We start from the raw sequence: 18,995 nt of genomic DNA, 5'->3' as shown, positions 1-18,995 counted from the left end.
TCATACGGCCGCGGGTTTTGGCAGAACCAGATCGCCAACCGTATAGGTGTGGAACTCGCTCCTGGAGACGATGTCCAGTTTCCGGAATTTTTCGACGAATTGCGGATCGGAAAAGAACTCGTCGACATTGCCGGTTCCCTGAATGGCCTCGACATTAACGACCGTCTCTCCGTCGGTGCTTTTCGCAAGGCTGCTCCAGAGGAACCCTTCCTTTCGTTCGGCAACATAGTGGACGACATCCTGAATGATGGCGAAGGCTTCGTCCTGCTTTCCCGGATGCGCATGAATGATGTTGACAACGAAGGTCGTGGGAGCGGGCGAGCCCGCAAAAGCTGCGATAGGTTTCGTTTCCATGAATTATCTCCATTTGAAGCTTCGGGCCATTTTCAGCCGCGACGACATCTGGATATCGGAAGCAAAATAGCGGATAAATAAGCTTCTATTCTCGACATACCGGACAAAAATTCCTTAATTGCGACATCATGGACAAGCTCGGAACCCTCGGCATATTCATTCAGGTGGCGGAAGCGGGAAGCTTCGTGGCCGCCGGACATCGTCTCGGCATCTCAGGATCCGCGGTCGGAAAAGCCATTGCACGTCTGGAGGAGGAGCTGGGCGTAAGACTGTTCAATCGCTCGACACGCAGCATGGCCCTGACGGAGGATGGGAGTTTCTTCCTCGATACTTGCCGGCGCATCCAGTCGGAATATGAGACCGCGCAGGCGCAATTGTCGAGATCGCAGGCCGTTCCGCGCGGGCAACTGCGTGTGAGCCTGCCGCTGGCAGGCATGTTGCTGATGCCGACGATATCCGCCTTCATGGAGGCATATCCCGAAATCAGCCTCGACCTTGATTTTACAGACCGTCTGGTTGACGTCATCGAAGAGGGATTCGACGCCGTCATCCGAACCGGCGAGATCAGGGACACGCGGCTGATGAGCCGCAAGCTCGGCACCTTCAGGCACAGCATCGTGGCGGCGCCCGGCTACCTGGAAGCGCATGGCCGTCCAGACATTCCGGAAGATCTTGTCCGGCACCGCTGTCTCCACCATCGCTTCGCCAATTCCGGAAAGCTTGAACCGTGGCCGCTGGTTCGCGAAGGGCGCGAGATCAGGATCGATCTGCCGGTCGCCACCGTTGCTAGCACGCTGGAACCCCTGATCTACCTTGCGGCGCGATCATTCGGCATAACATGCCTGCCGTCATTCGCCGTGACATCCGAAATCGCTGAAGGGAAACTGGTATCGTTGCTGGACGACTATATGGCCGACACAGGGACCTTCCGCGTCCTCTGGCCGACCAATCGATATCTTTCTCCAAAAGTCAGAGCATTTGTAGACTACATGGCCGCCAATCTTTTCGCCCGGTGATCGCACCGGGGGCAAAGGGCATAAAACGCTGCGCAAGCGCTCAGTAAACGCCGCGATAATGATCCCTGATGAAGACGGGAAGATCGTTTGACGGCGGCGTAAAAGGCACCTGATACATCATGTCGCCGACAAAGCCGCGGTGATAGGCGCCATGATTGACGATATGCAGCACGATCTGCGCGCGGGTCATGACGCCTTCTCCTCCTCCGACAAATTCGAAATGAACGGCTTTCGCGAGATCCCCGTCCGACCAGGTGTCGACCATATCGACATACCAGCGGTCCATTTCCTGAACGGCTTCCCATAATTCGCCAATAGCGGGCGTATGGTCGGTGTTGCGGGCGGTGTAGCTGTGTTTCTTTCCTTGTAGATGGTGCCTGAAAATATCATCCACCACATAAACGTGGTTCAGCGTATGCACCATGTTTCCGAACCGCGTCGGCCTCTGCCGAAGGGCTTCACCTTCCGGCAGCTCCATCACGCTTCTGAACGTCAACCCGTTCGCCCAGGCTTTGTAGCGTACCAGCATTTTCAGGGTGCCTGTTGCCGATGCGGTGGGTGCATGCACGGGGCTGAGCGGCGCAATATCCATGCTGAAACTCCTTCGTATTTTTGAAATTTCAAAAACGATGATCGGGTTGATCCGGCGCTGACGCGCCGGGCCGGAAGCATTGTTGCCGGCAAACCATGAGAAGATGATCGGCACCTGTCCCGGATAGATAAATCCGGAACTGAAGATCAGCGCGCCGTGGCCTTTTCCTGCAAAAGCCTGATAGCGAGATGCTGGAGCAGAATGATCGTCTTGGCATCGCGAATATCGCCGCGGGTGATCATCCCCATCGCCTCGGGCAAGGCGATTTCCAGAACATCGATATCTTCGCCCTCGTCCGCTGAACCGCCACCTGCTCCAACCTTATGTTTCTCGGCATATTCGCCATAGAAAAAGGCGAGATATTCCGTGACCGATCCGGGGCTCATATAGATATCGAAAAGATGCGTAAGTTCGGAAACCTCATAACCGGTTTCCTCAATCAGTTCCGCACGCATTCGCGTCGCCGGGTCTGCGCCTTCCAGCAGCCCCGCCGGTGTCTCGATCAGGGATTCCAGGCCGCCATTCAGGAGAACGGGCAACCGGAACTGGCGGGTCAGCAGGACGTTGTCGCTGGCCGGATTGTACAACAGGCATGTCGCCCCGTTGCCGCGGTCATATGCCTCCCGGGTCTGCCGTTGCCAGCTTCCGTCCCTCAGCTGGAGTTCATATTCATACTTCGTCAGCCGCCCCCAATCATCGGCCAATACGCGTTCGGAAATAGGGCGGTAAACACTGCTATTCATCAAAATCACCTCGTTTTCATCTGTCTTTCAAAGGCCGAGCAAACGGCCTTCGACATGCGTGCGCGTTTCGCCGCCGACCCATATCTGGCCGGCATCATCGCGGGTAAGGTAGATACGGCCATGGCGGCCAAGGCGCGTTCCCTGCGCCGCGATATAGTCTTCGCCAACCACGCCAGTTGCGAACAGCCATTGCGCCAATGAGGCGTTGAGGCTTCCGGTGACGGGGTCTTCGACAATGGCGCCCAGATGATCGCTGAAGAAGGCGCGAACCTCAAAAGCTGTCTCGCCGCCTTTCGCATGGGGCCCAACCACGCCGATATCGATGTGATGGGGCCAGCTGCGGGCCGGGGTGATGCCAAGCACCTTTTCGGCGGACGCCATCCTGATCCCCAGCCAGCCGGGACCATTATCGATCCATGCCGCATCGATGATGTCGCAAGCCTCGATCCCCAAAAACTGCCGCGCATCCTCCAGCTCGGCAGGCGTCGGCGCGCCGGAACGGATAAGCGGCGGAGCGGCAAAAGAAAGCCGTCCATGCGAGCGCCGGATCGTGACCAGCCCGGCGCCGCATTCCTGAACAATCGCCGTTTCGTTCCCGGGTATGCCATTGGCGGAAAGCCAGGCATGGCAGCTGCCCAGTGTGGGATGCCCGGCAAAGGGCAATTCCCTGTCCAGCGAAAATATCCTGACCCGGTAATCAGCCTGCGGATTGGTGGGCCGCAGCAGGAACGTGGTTTCGGAGAGGTTGAACCATCGCGTCATCAGCTGCATTTCATCCGTCGACAAAGCATCAGCGCCGATGACGACCGCCAGCGGATTGCCGGAAAGCGGCCCGGAGCCGAATACATCGATCATATGGACAACAAAGGTCATGGCACGGTTCTTTCGGTTAGGCTCGATTGGCAACGCGGATGGACGGCCCGTCAGTTCTGCCAGAGAAGCAGTTTCAGCCCAGCGGCGGCAAATACCACGGAAAGCACGGATTCGATCCAGCGCCGCAATCTGGTGTAGAGCGCAATCATCGGGGCGGTGGAAAAGAGAAGTGCATAGCTGCCGAACACGATAACGCCGAGAATGGCGCAGCCGCCAATGATTGCCGGCAACATGCCCGCAGGCGCGTCCCCGCGAAACCCCAGCGACATGATCGCTATCCAGGCCATGACGGCCTTCGGGTTTCCGATATGCATGAGAAGACCCTGCCGGTAGAGCGCCCGGTAGCGCGGCGTCGCGCGCCCGGTATCCACACCCGCAAAGTCGGAGACCGGCTTCATGGCCGACCTGCCAGCTCGAAAAGCCAGATACAGCAGGTAAACACCGCCGAATATCTTGATGACGAAAAGCGCCTGGGCATAGGCGGCCAGCGCGGCCGACATGCCCGTCGCCGCCAGGGTCGCCCAGAACAGCGAGCCGGTGATGACACCGGCGGTCAAGACAAGGGCGGGCAGACGGCCGTCGCGCATCGCCGTTCCCATGATCGCCATGTTGCTCGGGCCCGGGCTGGCGGTGGCGACGATATAGGTGCCGTAAACGAGGGCGATCTGGCTGGCGATCATTCTGACTTTCTCCGGAAACAGGACAGATTTTCCAAGCACTATTGCCGGAGGTCTCCGCGATGCACGATGTGGACCTTGTTGCCGTCAGGATCACGCAGATAGGCGCCGAAATAGCCCTCGCCATAATGCGGACGCGGCCCGGGCGCTCCTTCGCCCATGCCGCCATGATCAAGGCCGCCGGCATAAGCCACACTCACCGCCTCTGCCGACGGCGCCAGAAAGGCAACCATGCCGCCGTTGCCAACCGTTGCCGGTTCGCCGTTGAAAGGCTGATAGACATAAAAGCGTGGCAACGGGGATTGCGCTCTCGCCCAGCAAAGCGCCGCAGGCCCGCCATCGGGGCTCACGGTTCGCCGCTTCAGGCCGAGCGGAGCAAGCACGGCGTCATAAAAGCGTTCCGCCCGCTCGAGATCACGCGTTCCGACGGTTACATGGCTGAACATTTGATCCTCTAAGCGCGCCGGCAGGATGGCAGGCCGGCCGCCGCAAAGTGTGGATATCAATCAGCCTCGTCATAGCCCATGTTACACTTGCTGTTTATTGAAATAGTGTAACGTGACACTTTTATCGAAGGTATGAACGTGCTGCTGCAATCTCCCTGGACCCCCCGTCTTGCAGACATTGAGGCGAATGCCGCAGAACGACTGGTGCTTGCCCTTGCCGACGACATCATCGAGGGGCGGCTGACAGGCGGTGACCGCCTGCCCGCCCATCGCGATCTCGCGTGGAAACTGGGGGTGGGCCTTGGCACGGTGACAAAAGCCTATTCCGTTCTTGAACGGCGCGGGCTGACACGCAGCGTCAAGGGCCGGGGAACATTCGTGGCAATCCAGGAAGCGCATAACGACCGGCAGATCGACCTCTCGTCCAATGCGCCGCCGGCCACGCTCAATGCCCGCATTCTCGCAAAGACCCTGACGGGGATCGCGCGCAGGATCGATGCGGATCATATCAATCTTTATGCCCCGCCCGCGGGACATCTGGAACACCGCCGCGTTCTGGCCCGCTGGCTCGAAACGCAGGGTCTGACGATCGATCCCTCGCATCTGGTGCTGACGAGCGGCGCCCGTCAGGCGCTGGCCCTGGCCTTCGATCTCGCCTGTGGCCCCAAGGGCCTGCTCCTGACTGAACGGATCACCTATCCCGGCGCCATCGCGCTGGCCCGGCGGAAAGGATACCGGATGCAGGGCGTCGAAATCGATGCCGAAGGCATGGTGCCGGAAGCACTGGCGGCGGCGCTGGATGGCACCCCACCGAGTGACTGCAAAGCGATCTATCTGACGCCGACCCTGCATAATCCAACAACCGTCACCATGGGGGCGGCGCGGCGGCAGATCATTGCGGATATTTGCCGCCGGGCGGGCGTGTGGATCATCGAGGACGGTGTTTATGCGGCATCCGCGGAAGCCTTGCCGCCGCTGGCGTCATTGGCTCCTGAAATCTCGTTTCATGTGAACGGGCTCTCCAAATCCCTTGGCCCCGGCTTGCAGATCGGCGTCCTTGCTTTACCGGCCGGGCTGCATGACACCGCCGAAGACCTTCTGCAGGACATGCCGATGGCCCCATCCGCCCTCTCCTGCGCAGTGGTTGAGGACTGGCTGACCTCCGGCATCATCTCTTCAATTCAGCGCGATCTGCGCCACGAGGCCCAACGGCGCTCCAATCTGGCCGTTTCCCTGCTCGGCACGAACCAGCTTGGCTCACATCCCGATGCATATAATGTCTGGCTGCCAATGGAGCACGACGACGCCAGTCGCTTTGCATTCGCCGCTGCGGCAATGCGCATCAAGCTGACCCCTCCGAAAGCCATGCTGGTGAACCCTGATGATCAGGCGAGCGGTATTCGCCTCTGCCTCGGCGGCCCGTCGTTCGACGATCTCACGGAAGCGCTTAAGCTTCTGGCCGGGCTGCTGAAACGCGGGGCTTGACGCCATCAGGAAACAGGGCGACAGCACGAGAATTGAATGAAAGCGACCATATATCATGAATGATCACCCGCCTATACCGGACCAGGACGCCTGGGACGCTTGGAGCCCCGCCGAATTGTCCCGGCGACTGGATGGCGTGTCGAGGCCATGGTGCGTTGTTGGCGGTTGGGCTCTCGACCTGTGGCAGGGAAGCAAGACACGCGAGCACGATGATCTTGAATTCACGGTGCTGCGCGAAGATGTAGGCATCTTTCGCCGGAAGCTGGGTGACATGGCGTTCTACACCGTCAACGATGGCGTTATCGAACCGCTGCCGGCGGATCGGGATCCGGCTCCCGAGATTTTCCAGATCTGGTGCTTCGATCGCGCTGCCGGATGCTGGCGCGCCGATATGATGATCGAGCCGGGAACGAACGACACCTGGGTTTACAAGAGAGATCCGGAAATGACGCGACCCCGTATCGAAATGGTGTCGCTGACCGCCAACGGCATCCCTTACCTTAGTCCCTCCGCCGTGCTTCTGTTCAAGGCGAAGCACAGACGCACCAAGGACGAGGAAGACTTCGCAAGAGCCCAGCCAGGGTTACCTCTTTCGGAACGCCAATGGCTCAAAGACTGCCTCGCCCGCCTTCACCCGGGTCACGATTGGATACAGGCGCTGTGATCTCAGGCTGCCTTATTGTGGTCTCGTTCGAAATTCGAAAATAGCATTTCAGGTTCGAGGCGACTGAAATGCCCGCGTGATCCGTCTCAGCACCGCGTTCGCGTGATCGCCCGTGATCGCGGAAATCATCACCACATCCAGCTTTGCGAGTTGTGGAAGCAGGCCGTCCCTCATCTCCCGCAAACCGGCAGGCGCAACACTTCGCGCCAGCAATGCGACGCCGATCCCGGCTTCCGCAGCAGCTCCAACCGCCGTTGCGCCTGTCCCGACGAACACCTCGCGCCAGGCGATGTCCGCCGCCTCCAGCGCCCGAAGGGCCATGGCCCGCAAATTGCAGGGTTCGGGTTGCAGCACCAGCGGCACCGGCGCGTTCGAAGGCAGATCAAAATCCGCGCTGCAATACCAGCCGAAGCTTTCCTGAAACAGCAGCTCGCCATCCCGGCGGATATCGTCATGCCGCAACACGACGATCGCGTCGAGCTCACCGGCATCATAGAGTTCAAGCAGGGTCCTCGTACCGGCCGTGCGCAGGTGAAGCGTAACGCTCGTTTCGCGCTCGCTGATCACGCGAAGTATCCGAGGCAGGTCGGCCCCGATCAAATGATGCGTGAAACCAATCGCCAGACGGGTCGGCTCCTGCCCAAAGACATCAAGCGCACGGCGGCCGGCCGCGACATAAGCACGCGCGGGCTCCAGAAAGCGTTCGCCGGCCGTCGTCAAACGCACCCGGCGCGGCGTCCGTTCGACGAGGCGATGCCCCAGCATGTCCTCAAGCCGGCGCAGGCGCAGGGAGATAGCGGCCTGTGATGTGTTCATCACGCCTGCAACCCGTGTGAACGACTGCAATTCGGCAACAAGAAGAAAAGCCTCGACGGCCTCGGGATCCAATGAGCGCATGTTTTGCATAACAAGCTGTTATCGCTGAAATGCGCAAGCCCCTAATTCTATAAGGTTGTCGCGAGCGCTATTGCACGAAAACCCATGATAGGAGCTTTTCGTGTCGTCACAGATTTCCTCGCCCGCACCCGCCACCGACAGCCGGATCTGGGCAGTCCTTGCCGTGGCAGTCGCAACGCAAACCGCCGGCTCGTTCGTATCGCAGGGAATTTACATTCTCGTGCCCTTCTGGCGGGAAGCGTTCGGTATTTCCCTTGCATCCGCTTCACTGGCCGTGACCGTCATGAACGGCGTTCAGATCGTGACGATGTTCACGCTCGGCCGCGCCATCGACATTCACGGTGAGCGTCGCATCGTCGGCATTGCCATGCTCGGTATGGCGCTCGCAATGGCCTGCGCGGCGGCATTCGCCAACAGCCTGCCGGCGCTGCTTGTTTGCATCGCGTTTCTCGGCGGCACCTATGCTGCCGTCCAGCCGGGAGGCACGCGGGCGATCATGCGCTGGTTCCCGCCTGCCAAACGCGGCATAGCAACAGGGTTTCGGCAGGCCGCAGTTCCATTCGGGACCATGATCGCAGCCGCCCTCCTGCCGTTCATGGCGGTCCGTTACGGGTGGCACGCGGCGGCATGGCTCTGCGCCGGTATTTCCGTCCTGGGCGCCGCACTCTTCTGGGGCCTCTATCGCGAAGGAGGCGATGTTGCCGCAAAGACCGAGCGCCCTCTTCCCCTGGCGAAACTTATCCGCGAGGTCGGGCAGAATTCGGGCTTCTGGCCCGTGTTGCGGCTCGGTATCGCTATGTCGGCATTTCAATTCACCCTCACCGCACACGCTATCGGCTTCATGGCGGATGGGCTGGGGTTTGGCCTCTTTGCCGCATCGTCCATGTTTGCCGCGACGCAGCTTGCCGGCATTCCCGGCCGGATTCTGCTGCCATGGCTCAGCGACCGCTTCCGGCCCGGACTGCGCGCCCAATCGTTCGGCCTGGTATCCGTCATCGCCGCAGGCGCTGCCGCAATCCTCGCGGCGCTCCCCATCGGTACTGCCCCGGCCATTGTCCTCTTCGTGCTTTCCGTGCTCGGAATATTCGGGATCGGATGGTTTCCACTTTACCTTCTGCAGATCGCCGAAAGTGCGCCGAAGGGTTCGATAGCATCGACAATTGCCTTCGCTTCCACGATCTGTTTGGGGGTCATGGCGATCGGCCCCTACATATTCGGCCTTCTGGTCGATCATTTTGGTTATGGGGCAGCATGGTCCGCACTGATCGTGCCTGTCGTTGTGACAGCTTTGCCCCTGGCAATCTCATCGCCGCGCCTGCCGAAGGCTCAAATCGGCTCCTCCTGAAACGGGATAAGCGTGCTCGACGTCATGGACAGCAATAGCGGGTTGAGGTGACGTCCGGCAAAGGATATCAGGGGCATCAAATCCCGGCGGACCTTCCGCAAGCAACAAGGCGCATTCTGACATGATCCCGGACTTCCTCGTCACCCATTCCGGTGGCTTCCATGCCGACGAACTCCTCTCCAGCGTCGTGCTCACCCGGCTTTTCCCGCAGGCGCGCCTCATCCGCAGCAGGGCGCCCGAATGGATCACGCCGGGCGCGGACCGGATCATCTACGATGTCGGCGGTGCTTATGACCCGACGGCGGGAATCTTTGATCACCACCAGCGCGGCGCGCCGCTACGGGACGACGGTCAACCCTATAGCTCGTTCGGCCTCATCTGGAGGCATTTCGGCCGCGACTATCTTGCCGCGTTTGGTGTTCCTGAAGACCATATCGAAGCCATTCACGCCTCTTTCGACACCAGCTTCGTGCTGCCGGTCGATCTGGTTGACAATGGCGCGCTCAGCCCCTCCATCGCCGGACCGCTCGCCGGGCTGACCCTGCCCGTCCTGCTGGAAACCCTGAAACCTGTTTTCGATGAGACCGATCCCGAAGCGGACAATCGCAGTTTCCATGCGGCGCTGGCCGTTGCCCGCAGCTTCGTGGAGGCAAAGATTGCCAACAGCGCTGCAAAATTGCGGGCCGAAGCGCTTGTGAACCGGGCTATCGTGGATGCCGGTGAGGGACATATTCTGGAACTGCCGGTAGGAATGCCGTTTCGACCCGCCATCATGAAGGCAGGCGCCGACCATCTGCTCTTTGTCGTTCACCCGCGCAACAGCGACTGGTGCCTGACCGGTATTCGCAGCGCGGATGAGGGCTTTGAGCTTCGTGCCGACCTGCCAGCGGCCTGGGCCGGCCTGACGGACAAAGACCTCGAAGCGGTTTGCGGCGTCGAAGGCGCGACCTTCTGCCATAACGGCCGGTTTGTGGCAGCGGCCAGAACCCGTGAGGCTGCACTGGCCATGGCGGAACTGGCGGTGAAGGAAGCAATCGCAGCAAAGCATTGATGTGGAGCCGGCCCTGCGGCCGGCCGCATCCCGTGGCGGCGCGAGCTTCCATTGCTGAAAAAGTCAGCCGGTAACAGTGTCTGTTGCCGGCCTATCCTGCTGCGGCCATCGCTGCAGTGCTTCCCGTCCGGCCTCGGTCAGGCCGTAGACTCCTCGATCTTGTCGTTCGAACCAGCCATAAACATTCGAAAGCAGGATTTTCCCGGCATCCGGTACGCTGGATCTGACCTGGCGCACCCGCATCGGCCCTGATGCCAGCGCCAGGGCACAGCCAAGCGCCTGCTGGCGGTACGCGGTCATGATCGGTGCGCGCGTGCTGCCACCCGCCGTCGGATCGCCGCGTCGCCTCTGGTGTTCACGCATCAGCCGCGACCGCCGTTTCGGATTGGTTCGCGGCATCGGTGATATGGAGCCAACGATCACGCTGACCTCACCGGTATCGGAAATGCCGAGCATGCCGATCCCGAGCCTGCGACAGAGATCGCGGTAACGCCTGTCGGCCTCGCGGCCCTTGCCCTTCGCTGAAACCCGAGCCGCGATCCAGACCTCGTCCGCAATGGCCGCGCGATCGACAGCCTGCAAGATGAGTTCCAGGTTGAAGCTCAGTTTCAGCTCGCAAATCACGACGACGGGCGGATCGTCATCGCTCAAGCCGACGAGGTCGCAACCGCCAACTTCGCCCTTGACGGTGTAACCCGCCTTTTCGAGAAAGCCCTTGATGGGCAGATAAAGCGACGTTTCCATGTGCCTGCAGGTTTAGTGAAGTTCCCTCCAGATACATCGATCCACCTGCACAGGACAACCTCTATAGCCGCTGGCGCGCGTGGTTACAGATTGTCCGCGACCTGTCGTCAGGCCTGATCAAGGGCAAGGGTCAGGTCGGCGACAAGATCATCGGGATGTTCGATGCCGATAGACAGCCGGATCGTGGAATCAAGCACACCGATGCGCTGGCGGACATCGGCAGGAACTCCCGAATGCGTCATCGTCGCGGGGTGAGAAGCAAGGGACTCCGTACCCCCAAGACTTACCGCGAGTTTGAATATGTTGAGCGCATTGAGGAATTTGAAAGAGGCGGCCTGCCCGCCGACGATGTCGAACGAGAAGGTCGATCCTGCGCCGGAGCACTGTTCGGCAAACACCTTGCCAACCGCGGATGCCGGATCGCTGAACGGCAGGTAATGGATTTTTTCGACCTTGGGATGCGCGTTCAGGAATTCAGCCACGACCCTGGCGTTGCTGTTCGCCCGCTCCATCCGGATTTGCAACGTCTCAAGGGAACGTCCAAGCATCCAGCATGAGTGCGGATCGAGCTGCGTGCCGATTGCTCCACGCAATGCCTTCACCTGCTTCATGACATCCTTGCGGCCGAGCGCTGCGCCGGCGATGAGGTCGGAGTGCCCGCCAACATACTTCGTCAGTGAATAGAGCGAGATATCGGCGCCATGCTCGATGGGCCGCTGGAATACGGGCCCAAGAAGCGTATTGTCGCAGGCGATGATGGGCCTGTGCCCCTGCTTTTCGCCGATGACATCGGCAACCCGGCTTATCATCGCGACGTCGACAATGCTGTTTGTCGGATTGGCGGGGGTCTCGATGAGGATGACTGACACCCTGCCTTTCGCCATCGCTTCTTCTGCGGCTGCCATCACCGAGGTCTGGCTGACACCGTCGGCGAAACCCACTGCCGAGACGCCGAAATTATGGAAGGTCTTCGCCAGCAGCGTCTCCGTACCGCCATAAAGGGGCTGGGAATGGAGCACGGTGTCGCCCGGCCGGACGAAGGCGAAAAGCGTTGTCGAAATGGCGGACATGCCGGAGGAAAAAAGCGCGCAACTCTCAGTTCGTTCATAAACGGCAAGGCGATCCTCGACAATCTCGCTGTTCGGGTGGTTGAAACGCGAATAGACGAGGCCCGCGCCCCTGCCCTCCGGCGGCTCCTTGCGCCCGGAGACGTAGTCGAAGAAGTCGCGCCCGTCTTCTGCCGATTTGAAGACGAAGGTCGATGTCAGGAACACGGGAGGCTTTACGGCGCCCTCCGACAATTCCGGATCATACCCATAATTGAGCATCTGCGTTTCAGGATGGAGAGCGTGGTTGCCGATATGGGTTTTGGATGGATGCGGCGCGGTCATTTCCGATGATCCCTCAGCTGGCGTTGAATTACCTGCAGATTACACGCAGTGAAACCAAAATATCTTGCATTCTGAAGCGTCGAGCTGTCTCATGAAGCAATATATTGCGGAGAATTGTCATTTATGTCGCAGAAAATTGCAGACCCAATCGACAGCAGGATACTCAAGGAACTGTCTGCCGATGCGCGGATCACGAACAACGAACTTGCCGAGCGGGTCGGGCTTTCGGCATCGGCGTGCCTGCGACGGCTTCGACGCCTGGAAGAGATAGGCGCGATCAAAGGATATTCCGCGATCATCGATCCGGCAATCGAGGGATGGACCATGACCGCCCTTGCCTCCATCCGCCTCAGCCGTCAGCACGATGACGAAATCCGTATGTTCGAGGCGGCCGTTCTTGACTGGGACGAGGTTCTCGAATGTCACCTCGTCACGGGTCCGCGGGACTATATGCTCAAGGTCATGTGCGGTGGGCTGGAGGACTACGAGCGCTTCATCAAGGACAAGATTGCCAAGCTGAAATGCGTCGACACCATCGAGACCAGCTTCGTCATGAACACGATCAAGGCGCGGCGTATCTGAGCTTCAAGGCCGCCGGAGCCGGCGCAATATATTCACGGGCGTCGGGCGACGACGCCTGCGCCGGCCAGCGGCCCGTCAGCGCTCATCGTTCCTGATTGCTTCAAGCCACACACTGACGGCGACCGCTCCCGCATCAAGATGTCCGACCGCCCGCTCGCCAAGATAGCTCGCGCGCCCGAGCCGCGGCTTCATCGACGCCGTCGCCTCGGCGCCGGCGACGCCTGCCGCCACCGCGGATCGCCAGGCCTCTTCGGCCGAAGCTCCGCCTGCGAGTTTATCCCGGAAGGTTTCTGCCGCCGGATGAAGCGCATCTATCATCGTGCGGTCCCCCGGCTTCGCACCACCGAGTTCAGACACAGCTTCAACGGCGGCAACGAATGCTTCCGCCATCTGCTGGGCCGTCGGCTTTTCGATGCCGGCAAGATGGCGCGAGGCGCGCATCAGGCCCGTGGCGTAAAAGGGGCCAGAGCTTCCGCCGATCGCCTTGCGCATCGCGTTTGCCATCGCCATCAATCCACCGGAGACATCTGCGAAGCTCTCCATGGGCAGCGCCAGGATCGCTTCAGCGCCCCGCGCCATGCTTGTTCCGAGGTCACCGTCGCCCGTAACACTGTCCAGCTGCGTCAGTTTGGGCTCCGCGGCGATCAGGGCTCCGGCAACCAGCTCTGCGTCGGCACGCAGTCGCTCACCGGCTGCTGTCATCCTGTTTTCCGCAGTCACGCTCTTCTCGACGCCTGCCGAAGGCAGGACCCGCTCGCGGTTCACCGCACCGCCGCGCGGCCATGCACCGGCATCGGTTGGCGCATCCATGAGGCTCAGCCTTGCATCGTCCACATGCATGACCGATAGTGAAAAGCCCGGCATGTCGAGAGCGGAGAGGAAAGTGCCGGCCCAGGCCCGCTCGACCACGACGCCCTTCGCTTCCAGGCGTGCGACCGCTGATCGCGCCACCACCGCAAGTTCCATTGGCGGCGTTGATCCCAGCCCGTTGACCAGGAGCGCCACCCGCTCTCCGCTTTTCAGCCTGCCATCGGCTTCGATCGTTTCAAGCACCAGCTTCACAAGCTCGTCCGCCGATGCGACAGGCATCCGTCGTACACCCTGCTCGCCATGGATTCCAAGCCCGACCTCTATTTCAGCGTCGCCAAGGACGAAGCCCGGCCTGCCGACAGCAGGGAGCGTGCAGGACCCCAGCGATACTCCCATTGAGGACAGTTTTTCGGCGGCTTTCCGGGCGATCCGGGTCACCTCCTGAAGGGGAAGTCCCTGCTCCGCGGCCGCGCCCGCGACTTTGTGAACAAGCACCGTACCCGCAATACCTCGGCGGCGATCCGCCGGAACCGTGTCCTTCAGCGCGACATCATCGGCAACGACCACGATCTCGACCGGAATTCCTTCAGCCCTTGCCAGCTCGGCCGCCAATCCGAAATTCAGCCGGTCGCCCGTATAATTCTTGACGATAACCAGAGCGCCGGCGGGGCCGGCTGCAGCCTTTATACCGGCAAGAACCGCATCGGTGCTGGGCGAAGTGAAGACATCGCCTGCCACCGCAACGGTCAACATGCCCGCACCGACATAGCCGGCGTGGGCTGGTTCATGTCCGCTGCCTCCACCCGACAGGACCGCCACCTTCCGCTTTTCCGTTTCGGGAAGACCGGACCGGATCACAACATTCTCATCTGCTAGCAGAACCGTCGCCGGGCTAAGCGCCACCACCCCTTCAAGCATGTCCCGCACAACGGTGGCTGGATCGTTGATGAGCTTCTTCATGCCTTACTCCTCGATGCAGTTCTCAACTGACGGTGGACGCAAACGCGCCCTGCTGATCGTGAACAAGCACGATCTCCCGGCCGATTTCAAGTTCCGGGCATTCGAAACGCAGGTACATTTCCGCCATTGCCTCTCGCGGCGGACGCGCTATCATGATTGTGCTGTGGGGCGGTAAGCTTTGGGAGGAGCGATACGTGAGACGGATGTGGCCAGACGAATTTGCCTTTCTGCTTGATGGTGCGGAAGAGGTTGACCTGCATGTTCCACCGGCGGCAGGCGACGATGGCTCGCCTGGAAAAGCAACCTCCAGAAAAGCCCTGAAAGTCCGGATCAGCCAGGAGGATTTTGAGAAGATCTGGAGCTTAGCAGAGGCTCGCTATCGGCTGAACGGCAGCTTCGCTGGCAAGGCGATCACGCTGATAACCAACAATCCCCACTATCAGAAATGGCATCCCTCCGACGGCGGCAGCGTTGAAAGCGTCTCCGATAGCGGTCAGAAATACACGACGCGTTATGTGATCGTGCACTTTCTTCTGGACGACGTTAGCGAACCTGTCGAAGCCTGAAGTCTTCGGAGTCGGAGGAACCACCGCCAATGTGTTATTATGGCGCGCCGGATGATAGTCCTCAGTATCGTGGTATAGCGTGGCGTAAATCTTTCCGTTGACAACAAAAAAGCGCGCATGAAGCGGGCTGAATTGGTCGCGGGGCTCGCAGCCACCGATACCGACATTCAATCCAAGTAGCCGTCTAATAATTAATCAATGGTTGCGACGGAACGCAACTCAAATTGCAAATACCCGGTATTATGGAGCAAGTGCCACAAGGCACACCAGCTATAGTGCCCGATCATTCCATCATGAGCGAACAGACATCATAATTGCATTGTGAACCAAACCGATGCTATCCCGTATCGGAATTGGCGGTGCAATTTTTGCGCGCAAATGTACCTTCGAAGGCTTGGGGCGACAGGATGTCTGAGGGATTGATTAAGTTGTTAGCTCCAGATGACGCGCCGACATTCAAGCAGATTCGAATTGAAGCACTACGCGCAGAGCCTGCGGCATACGCGAGCCGCGCGGAAGATTGGGAGATACTTTCTCTCGATGAATGGCGCAGTCGATTGGTCGAAATGCCAGTTTTCGTTGCCTTTCAAAATGACGAACCGGTCGGCATTGTGGGCCTCATGTGGCAGAAGCCCAGCAAGACAACGCTTCGAGCAACCATTGTGATGGTTTATGTGCGAACGAGCCTGCGTGGAACGGGTCTCGCTGGGAAACTTCTGGAAACAGTAACTAACTATGCCCGCGACCACGGAATTGGGCAGTTAGAACTTGCTGTAAGCGCCGAAAATCCTGCAGCATGCGGCTTCTATCGGCGGGAAGGCTTCGTCGAGATAGGGCGAATTCCAGGTGGTTTCCTCCATGAAGGCGTCAGAATTGATGAGATTATGATGTATCGGCTGATCGGTGCCCGCATGGGATAACGCAAAAGGGTTTCGTCTAAATTGGCCAGGCATAGACGCGCTCCCCAAAGGAATGCCCAAACCCTCTCGACTCCTCCTGGATGCCCTGGTATGGGACCTTCATGTTCAGACTAATACGAATAGAGCGGTGACCTTCCGTTTCCGTCACTCCGACGGAGCTGTCCGCCTATGTCCTGCGTATCGACCGGAAACCTGAACATGCTCCAGAAGCGAATTCCTATCCTGAGCCCGAATTCCTACGACCCCTTCGCCGCGGGAGACCGGAGGTTCGAAATACGACCGTTGCGCATGGCCTGACCCGAAAGAAGGCTTTGGGCAGCATCCACTTCTGCGCCCGAATGGCCGCGATCTCGATCCCGAGAAGGTCAGGTCGCTCTCCGAGGACGACGCCTACGGCCTGTTCGTTGACTTCCGCTGGGCCGGCAACGGCGGCAAGCCTTATTGCCCGCGCTGCGGCGGCCTGGAACCCTATTGCGTTCGCCGACGTCGTTTCCGATGCTCGGAGCCGGAATGCCGCGTCGAGTTCTCGGTGACATCCGGGGACGGTGTTCGCCAACCGGAAGCTTTCGTTCAAAAAGATCATCATGGCGATCTGGGAGGAGATCACGGCCGCCAAGGGTATGGCAGCGCTTCACCTGAGCCGCAAGCTCAACGTCCAGTACAAGACCGCCTACGTCCTGCTCCAGAAGCTCCGCGAGGCCGTCGGCCTTCGACGCAATACGATCAAGCTCCAGGGCACGGTGCAGATCGACGGCAAGTATGTCGGCGGCGTGCTCCGCAAGGCGAATAAGAAGGAGGAGCGTAAGGACGGGCGCGAGAAGGAGAACCAGAACGGCAAGCGCATGTGTGTCCTGGCGCTGCGCGAGTCCAACCGACATGCGCCGAACAGGACGTTGACGAGGGTGATCATGGATGAGAACGGCAAGGGCGCCTGGGCCGCCGTCATCAAGCACGTCGATCGGAAGGCGCTCCTGATCGCCGACGAGCACAAGGCGTATGACGACCTAATCGGCCTCGTCGCGCTTACCCGCGTGAACCACAGCCTGCGATACCAGGAGGACGACGGTACGAACTCGAACGTGATTGAGAGCTTCTTCAGCCGCGTCGAGAAGGCCTACAAAGGCATCAACCACCGCTTCTCCACGAAGTACCTCGATTGGTACATGGCGATGCTGTCCTGGAAGGAGGACACGCGTTACATGGGTTTGCGCTGGCAGTTCGCCGATCTCCTTCGAACGATTACCTCCAGGCCGACGTCGCGGAACCTCTGCGGGTATTGGCAATGCGCGGCCCAGAACATCGTCGACCAGGTTTGGCTGCAGGGTGAGCCGCCCGACTAGCGGCTAATTTCCCAGAGGTGGCGGCGACCATCTGCGGTACCAGCCTGTCGCACCAGCCCCTGCTTCACCAAGCCGTTCAGCGTTGCGGAGAACCTGCTGGTGAGGGCAGATTCCAGGCGTGCTGCTTCGCTTCCGAGGTCGGCCTCGCTCGCGAACTTCTCTGCGATCTCCGCTGCCGTCGTCGGACGCTCCGAGCGGCGCAAGGCGTCGAGCACGATATGGCGGTTGTTCCTGCCCTTGAGGAGTTCGGTGACGCAACCGCTAGCCGTTTCTCGGGACGAGGCACGGCGTGCCTTCAAGGGCGGCGCAGCCAGTTCGAAGTCAGGATCGTAAACCCTGATCACTTTTTCAAAGGCCGCCTTTTGATCGTCAAGAACGACGATCTCGCGCCGCAGCCCCTCGATTTTGGCATCGATCTCACCCAGTTTCGCTTTCAATTCGTCTACGATTTCCACCATACGCAACACTCCCGAGGCCCCTCAGGAGATAGCATCAGCCGTCACGGGAATCTTGTGGCACTTGCTCCATAATGCCGCAAATACCAGACCCCAGATCCGACGTACTTATGAGGTTTGCTTAAGCAGCGTGGTAATCCCCCCGGTAAATAACGGGTTTCAAAAGTAGAATTTTCCCGGGCTTTATGAACGAGGAGATTTTGATGAAGACGAGCAGATTCAGTGAACCGCAAATCCTCGCCATCTTGCGCCAGGCGCAAGGCGGCATCCCCGTGCCAGATTTGTGCCGGGAGCATGGAATGAGCACGGCGTCGTTCTACAAATGGCGAGCCAAATATGGTGGTATGGACGCGTCCATGATCAGTCAGATGAAGTCCCTGGAAGATGAGAACCGACGGTTGAAGAAGATGTATGCCGAGATGAGCATGCAGGCCGAATTGCTCAAAGAGGCTTTGGTAAAAAAGTGACACGGCCATCTCAACGCCGGGAGGTGGCCGGGAAGGCAGTGGCGTTCGTGGGGTGAGCATCGCGCTCGCCTGCCGCACCTTTGGTGTCAGCGAGACCTGCTATCGTTATAGCGCCAAGCTGAACGACAATAATGAGGAGATCGCCGATCTGCTCATCGGATTAACGCGGGCCAAGAAGAGCTGGGGATTCGGCCTGTGCTTTCTCTACCTGCGCAATGTCCGTGGGCATCGCTGGAACCACAAGCGGGTCTATCGCATCTATCGCGAACTGGAATTGAACCTGAGGATCGAGCCACGCCAGTGTTGGTTTCCACGCAGAACTGAGCCGGTTAGGCGCATAATTTCCATTGAGAATTGAGCCATGTGAACCTTCCCCCAACGCGGAGAGCGACGGGGGCAACGGAGTGATCCACATGGGACTTTTAAATATCATCCGTCGGATGGCGCTGCGTGAGAAGCAGTCGATACGGGAGATCAGCCGGCGCACCGGGCTGTCGCGCAACACGATCGCGAAGTATCTGAACGCCGGTACGATCGAGCCAACGTTCGACGATCCGTCGCTTGCAGTTCACGCTGCAATGAGGCGACAAGGGATTGCGCTCGTATGGGAAGTGACC

20 protein-coding genes and 3 pseudogenes are annotated in these 18,995 nt (G+C 59.7%); 12 read left to right on the top strand and 11 right to left on the bottom strand.

Annotation, left to right across the window (positions count from 1 at the left end; all coding sequences use genetic code 11):
• Positions 1-354: an antibiotic biosynthesis monooxygenase gene (locus WDZ78_RS16965; RefSeq protein ID WP_425673674.1), complete on the bottom strand. Its 354-nt coding sequence runs from the start codon at positions 352-354 to the stop codon at positions 1-3.
• Positions 355-482: 128 nt separating this feature from the next.
• Between WDZ78_RS16965 and WDZ78_RS16960 the strand changes: the two genes are divergently transcribed.
• Entirely contained in the window at positions 483-1,370 is an 888-nt protein-coding gene (locus WDZ78_RS16960) for a LysR family transcriptional regulator (RefSeq protein WP_425673673.1), read from the top strand.
• A 40-nt stretch (positions 1,371-1,410) separates the two neighbouring features.
• On the opposite strand, the gene WDZ78_RS16955 is transcribed toward WDZ78_RS16960, so the two are convergent.
• The 5 genes from WDZ78_RS16955 to WDZ78_RS16935 all read right to left on the bottom strand — a co-directional run bounded on the left by WDZ78_RS16955 (position 1,411) and on the right by WDZ78_RS16935 (position 4,701).
• Positions 1,411-1,962 carry a DinB family protein gene (locus tag WDZ78_RS16955; RefSeq protein ID WP_425673672.1) on the bottom strand — a complete coding sequence of 184 codons (552 nt, stop codon included), beginning with the start codon at positions 1,960-1,962 and terminating at the stop codon, positions 1,411-1,413.
• 146 nt (positions 1,963-2,108) lie between these two features.
• Positions 2,109-2,705 (bottom strand): NUDIX domain-containing protein, encoded by a 597-nt coding sequence (locus WDZ78_RS16950; protein ID WP_026363594.1) that lies wholly within the window; start codon positions 2,703-2,705, stop codon positions 2,109-2,111.
• Between the two features lie 27 nt (positions 2,706-2,732).
• The gene (locus WDZ78_RS16945) at positions 2,733-3,578 is read right to left on the bottom strand and encodes a PhzF family phenazine biosynthesis protein (protein ID WP_425673671.1); all 846 of its coding nucleotides are present in this window, start codon (positions 3,576-3,578) and stop codon (positions 2,733-2,735) included.
• A 50-nt stretch (positions 3,579-3,628) separates the two neighbouring features.
• Complete coding sequence (locus tag WDZ78_RS16940; protein ID WP_425673670.1) at positions 3,629-4,258, bottom strand: LysE family translocator; 630 nt, start codon at positions 4,256-4,258, stop codon at positions 3,629-3,631.
• Positions 4,259-4,296: 38 nt separating this feature from the next.
• Complete coding sequence (locus tag WDZ78_RS16935) at positions 4,297-4,701, bottom strand: VOC family protein (RefSeq protein WP_020010137.1); 405 nt, start codon at positions 4,699-4,701, stop codon at positions 4,297-4,299.
• A 132-nt stretch (positions 4,702-4,833) separates the two neighbouring features.
• Between WDZ78_RS16935 and WDZ78_RS16930 the strand changes: the two genes are divergently transcribed.
• Positions 4,834-6,186, top strand: a complete 1,353-nt coding sequence (locus WDZ78_RS16930; protein WP_425673669.1) for a PLP-dependent aminotransferase family protein — start codon at positions 4,834-4,836, stop codon at positions 6,184-6,186.
• Positions 6,187-6,241: 55 nt separating this feature from the next.
• Positions 6,242-6,850 (top strand): nucleotidyltransferase domain-containing protein, encoded by a 609-nt coding sequence (locus WDZ78_RS16925; RefSeq protein WP_020010135.1) that lies wholly within the window; start codon positions 6,242-6,244, stop codon positions 6,848-6,850.
• A 48-nt stretch (positions 6,851-6,898) separates the two neighbouring features.
• On the opposite strand, the gene WDZ78_RS16920 is transcribed toward WDZ78_RS16925, so the two are convergent.
• Positions 6,899-7,756 carry a LysR family transcriptional regulator gene (locus WDZ78_RS16920; protein WP_020010134.1) on the bottom strand — a complete coding sequence of 286 codons (858 nt, stop codon included), beginning with the start codon at positions 7,754-7,756 and terminating at the stop codon, positions 6,899-6,901.
• Between the two features lie 91 nt (positions 7,757-7,847).
• Here WDZ78_RS16920 and WDZ78_RS16915 point away from each other — a divergent pair, with 91 nt between their 5' ends.
• Together WDZ78_RS16915 and WDZ78_RS16910 are read left to right on the top strand one after the other, a co-directional pair.
• A complete protein-coding gene (locus WDZ78_RS16915) occupies positions 7,848-9,092 on the top strand; it encodes an MFS transporter (RefSeq protein ID WP_425673668.1) in 1,245 nt (414 codons plus the stop codon).
• Positions 9,093-9,213: 121 nt separating this feature from the next.
• Positions 9,214-10,143 carry an MYG1 family protein gene (locus WDZ78_RS16910; RefSeq protein ID WP_425673667.1) on the top strand — a complete coding sequence of 310 codons (930 nt, stop codon included), beginning with the start codon at positions 9,214-9,216 and terminating at the stop codon, positions 10,141-10,143.
• 63 nt (positions 10,144-10,206) lie between these two features.
• On the opposite strand, the gene WDZ78_RS16905 is transcribed toward WDZ78_RS16910, so the two are convergent.
• Positions 10,207-10,887, bottom strand: a complete 681-nt coding sequence (locus WDZ78_RS16905) for a DUF2161 domain-containing phosphodiesterase (protein WP_425673666.1) — start codon at positions 10,885-10,887, stop codon at positions 10,207-10,209.
• A gap of 107 nt (positions 10,888-10,994) precedes the next feature.
• Complete coding sequence (locus WDZ78_RS16900) at positions 10,995-12,278, bottom strand: cystathionine gamma-synthase family protein (RefSeq protein WP_425673665.1); 1,284 nt, start codon at positions 12,276-12,278, stop codon at positions 10,995-10,997.
• 123 nt (positions 12,279-12,401) lie between these two features.
• Between WDZ78_RS16900 and WDZ78_RS16895 the strand changes: the two genes are divergently transcribed.
• The gene (locus tag WDZ78_RS16895) at positions 12,402-12,860 is read left to right on the top strand and encodes an Lrp/AsnC family transcriptional regulator (protein ID WP_003504223.1); all 459 of its coding nucleotides are present in this window, start codon (positions 12,402-12,404) and stop codon (positions 12,858-12,860) included.
• Between the two features lie 75 nt (positions 12,861-12,935).
• On the opposite strand, the gene WDZ78_RS16890 is transcribed toward WDZ78_RS16895, so the two are convergent.
• Positions 12,936-14,630, bottom strand: coding sequence for a dihydroxyacetone kinase family protein (locus WDZ78_RS16890; RefSeq protein WP_425673664.1), 1,695 nt, complete (start codon positions 14,628-14,630; stop codon positions 12,936-12,938).
• Positions 14,631-14,833: 203 nt separating this feature from the next.
• On the opposite strand from WDZ78_RS16890, the gene WDZ78_RS16885 reads away from it, so the two are divergent.
• From WDZ78_RS16885 to WDZ78_RS16870, 4 genes and pseudogenes are all read left to right on the top strand, one after another.
• Positions 14,834-15,196, top strand: coding sequence for a hypothetical protein (locus WDZ78_RS16885; RefSeq protein ID WP_425673816.1), 363 nt, complete (start codon positions 14,834-14,836; stop codon positions 15,194-15,196).
• Between the two features lie 407 nt (positions 15,197-15,603).
• Positions 15,604-16,116 carry a GNAT family N-acetyltransferase gene (locus tag WDZ78_RS16880; RefSeq protein ID WP_425673663.1) on the top strand — a complete coding sequence of 171 codons (513 nt, stop codon included), beginning with the start codon at positions 15,604-15,606 and terminating at the stop codon, positions 16,114-16,116.
• A gap of 232 nt (positions 16,117-16,348) precedes the next feature.
• Positions 16,349-16,573 (top strand): annotated as a pseudogene (locus tag WDZ78_RS16875) (hypothetical protein); the annotation flags it as partial.
• Between the two features lie 127 nt (positions 16,574-16,700).
• The gene (locus WDZ78_RS16870) at positions 16,701-17,456 is read left to right on the top strand and encodes an IS1595 family transposase (protein ID WP_425673662.1); all 756 of its coding nucleotides are present in this window, start codon (positions 16,701-16,703) and stop codon (positions 17,454-17,456) included.
• On the opposite strand, the gene WDZ78_RS16865 is transcribed toward WDZ78_RS16870, so the two are convergent.
• Positions 17,453-17,914, bottom strand: a complete 462-nt coding sequence (locus WDZ78_RS16865; RefSeq protein ID WP_425673661.1) for a hypothetical protein — start codon at positions 17,912-17,914, stop codon at positions 17,453-17,455. The two genes, WDZ78_RS16870 and WDZ78_RS16865, sit on opposite strands and share 4 nt — an antisense overlap.
• 200 nt (positions 17,915-18,114) lie before the next feature.
• Here WDZ78_RS16865 and WDZ78_RS16860 point away from each other — a divergent pair.
• Both WDZ78_RS16860 and WDZ78_RS16855 read left to right on the top strand, forming a co-directional pair.
• Positions 18,115-18,679 (top strand): annotated as a pseudogene (locus tag WDZ78_RS16860) (transposase); the annotation flags it as partial.
• A 103-nt stretch (positions 18,680-18,782) separates the two neighbouring features.
• Positions 18,783-18,995 (top strand): annotated as a pseudogene (locus WDZ78_RS16855) (hypothetical protein); the annotation flags it as partial.

It is taken from the genome of Agrobacterium sp. M50-1 (assembly GCF_049843495.1).
GTDB classification, from domain to species: domain Bacteria; phylum Pseudomonadota; class Alphaproteobacteria; order Rhizobiales; family Rhizobiaceae; genus Agrobacterium; species Agrobacterium radiobacter.
The sequence above is the reverse complement of the archived record's forward strand: the minus strand, read 5'-3'. Positions and strand labels throughout refer to the sequence as shown.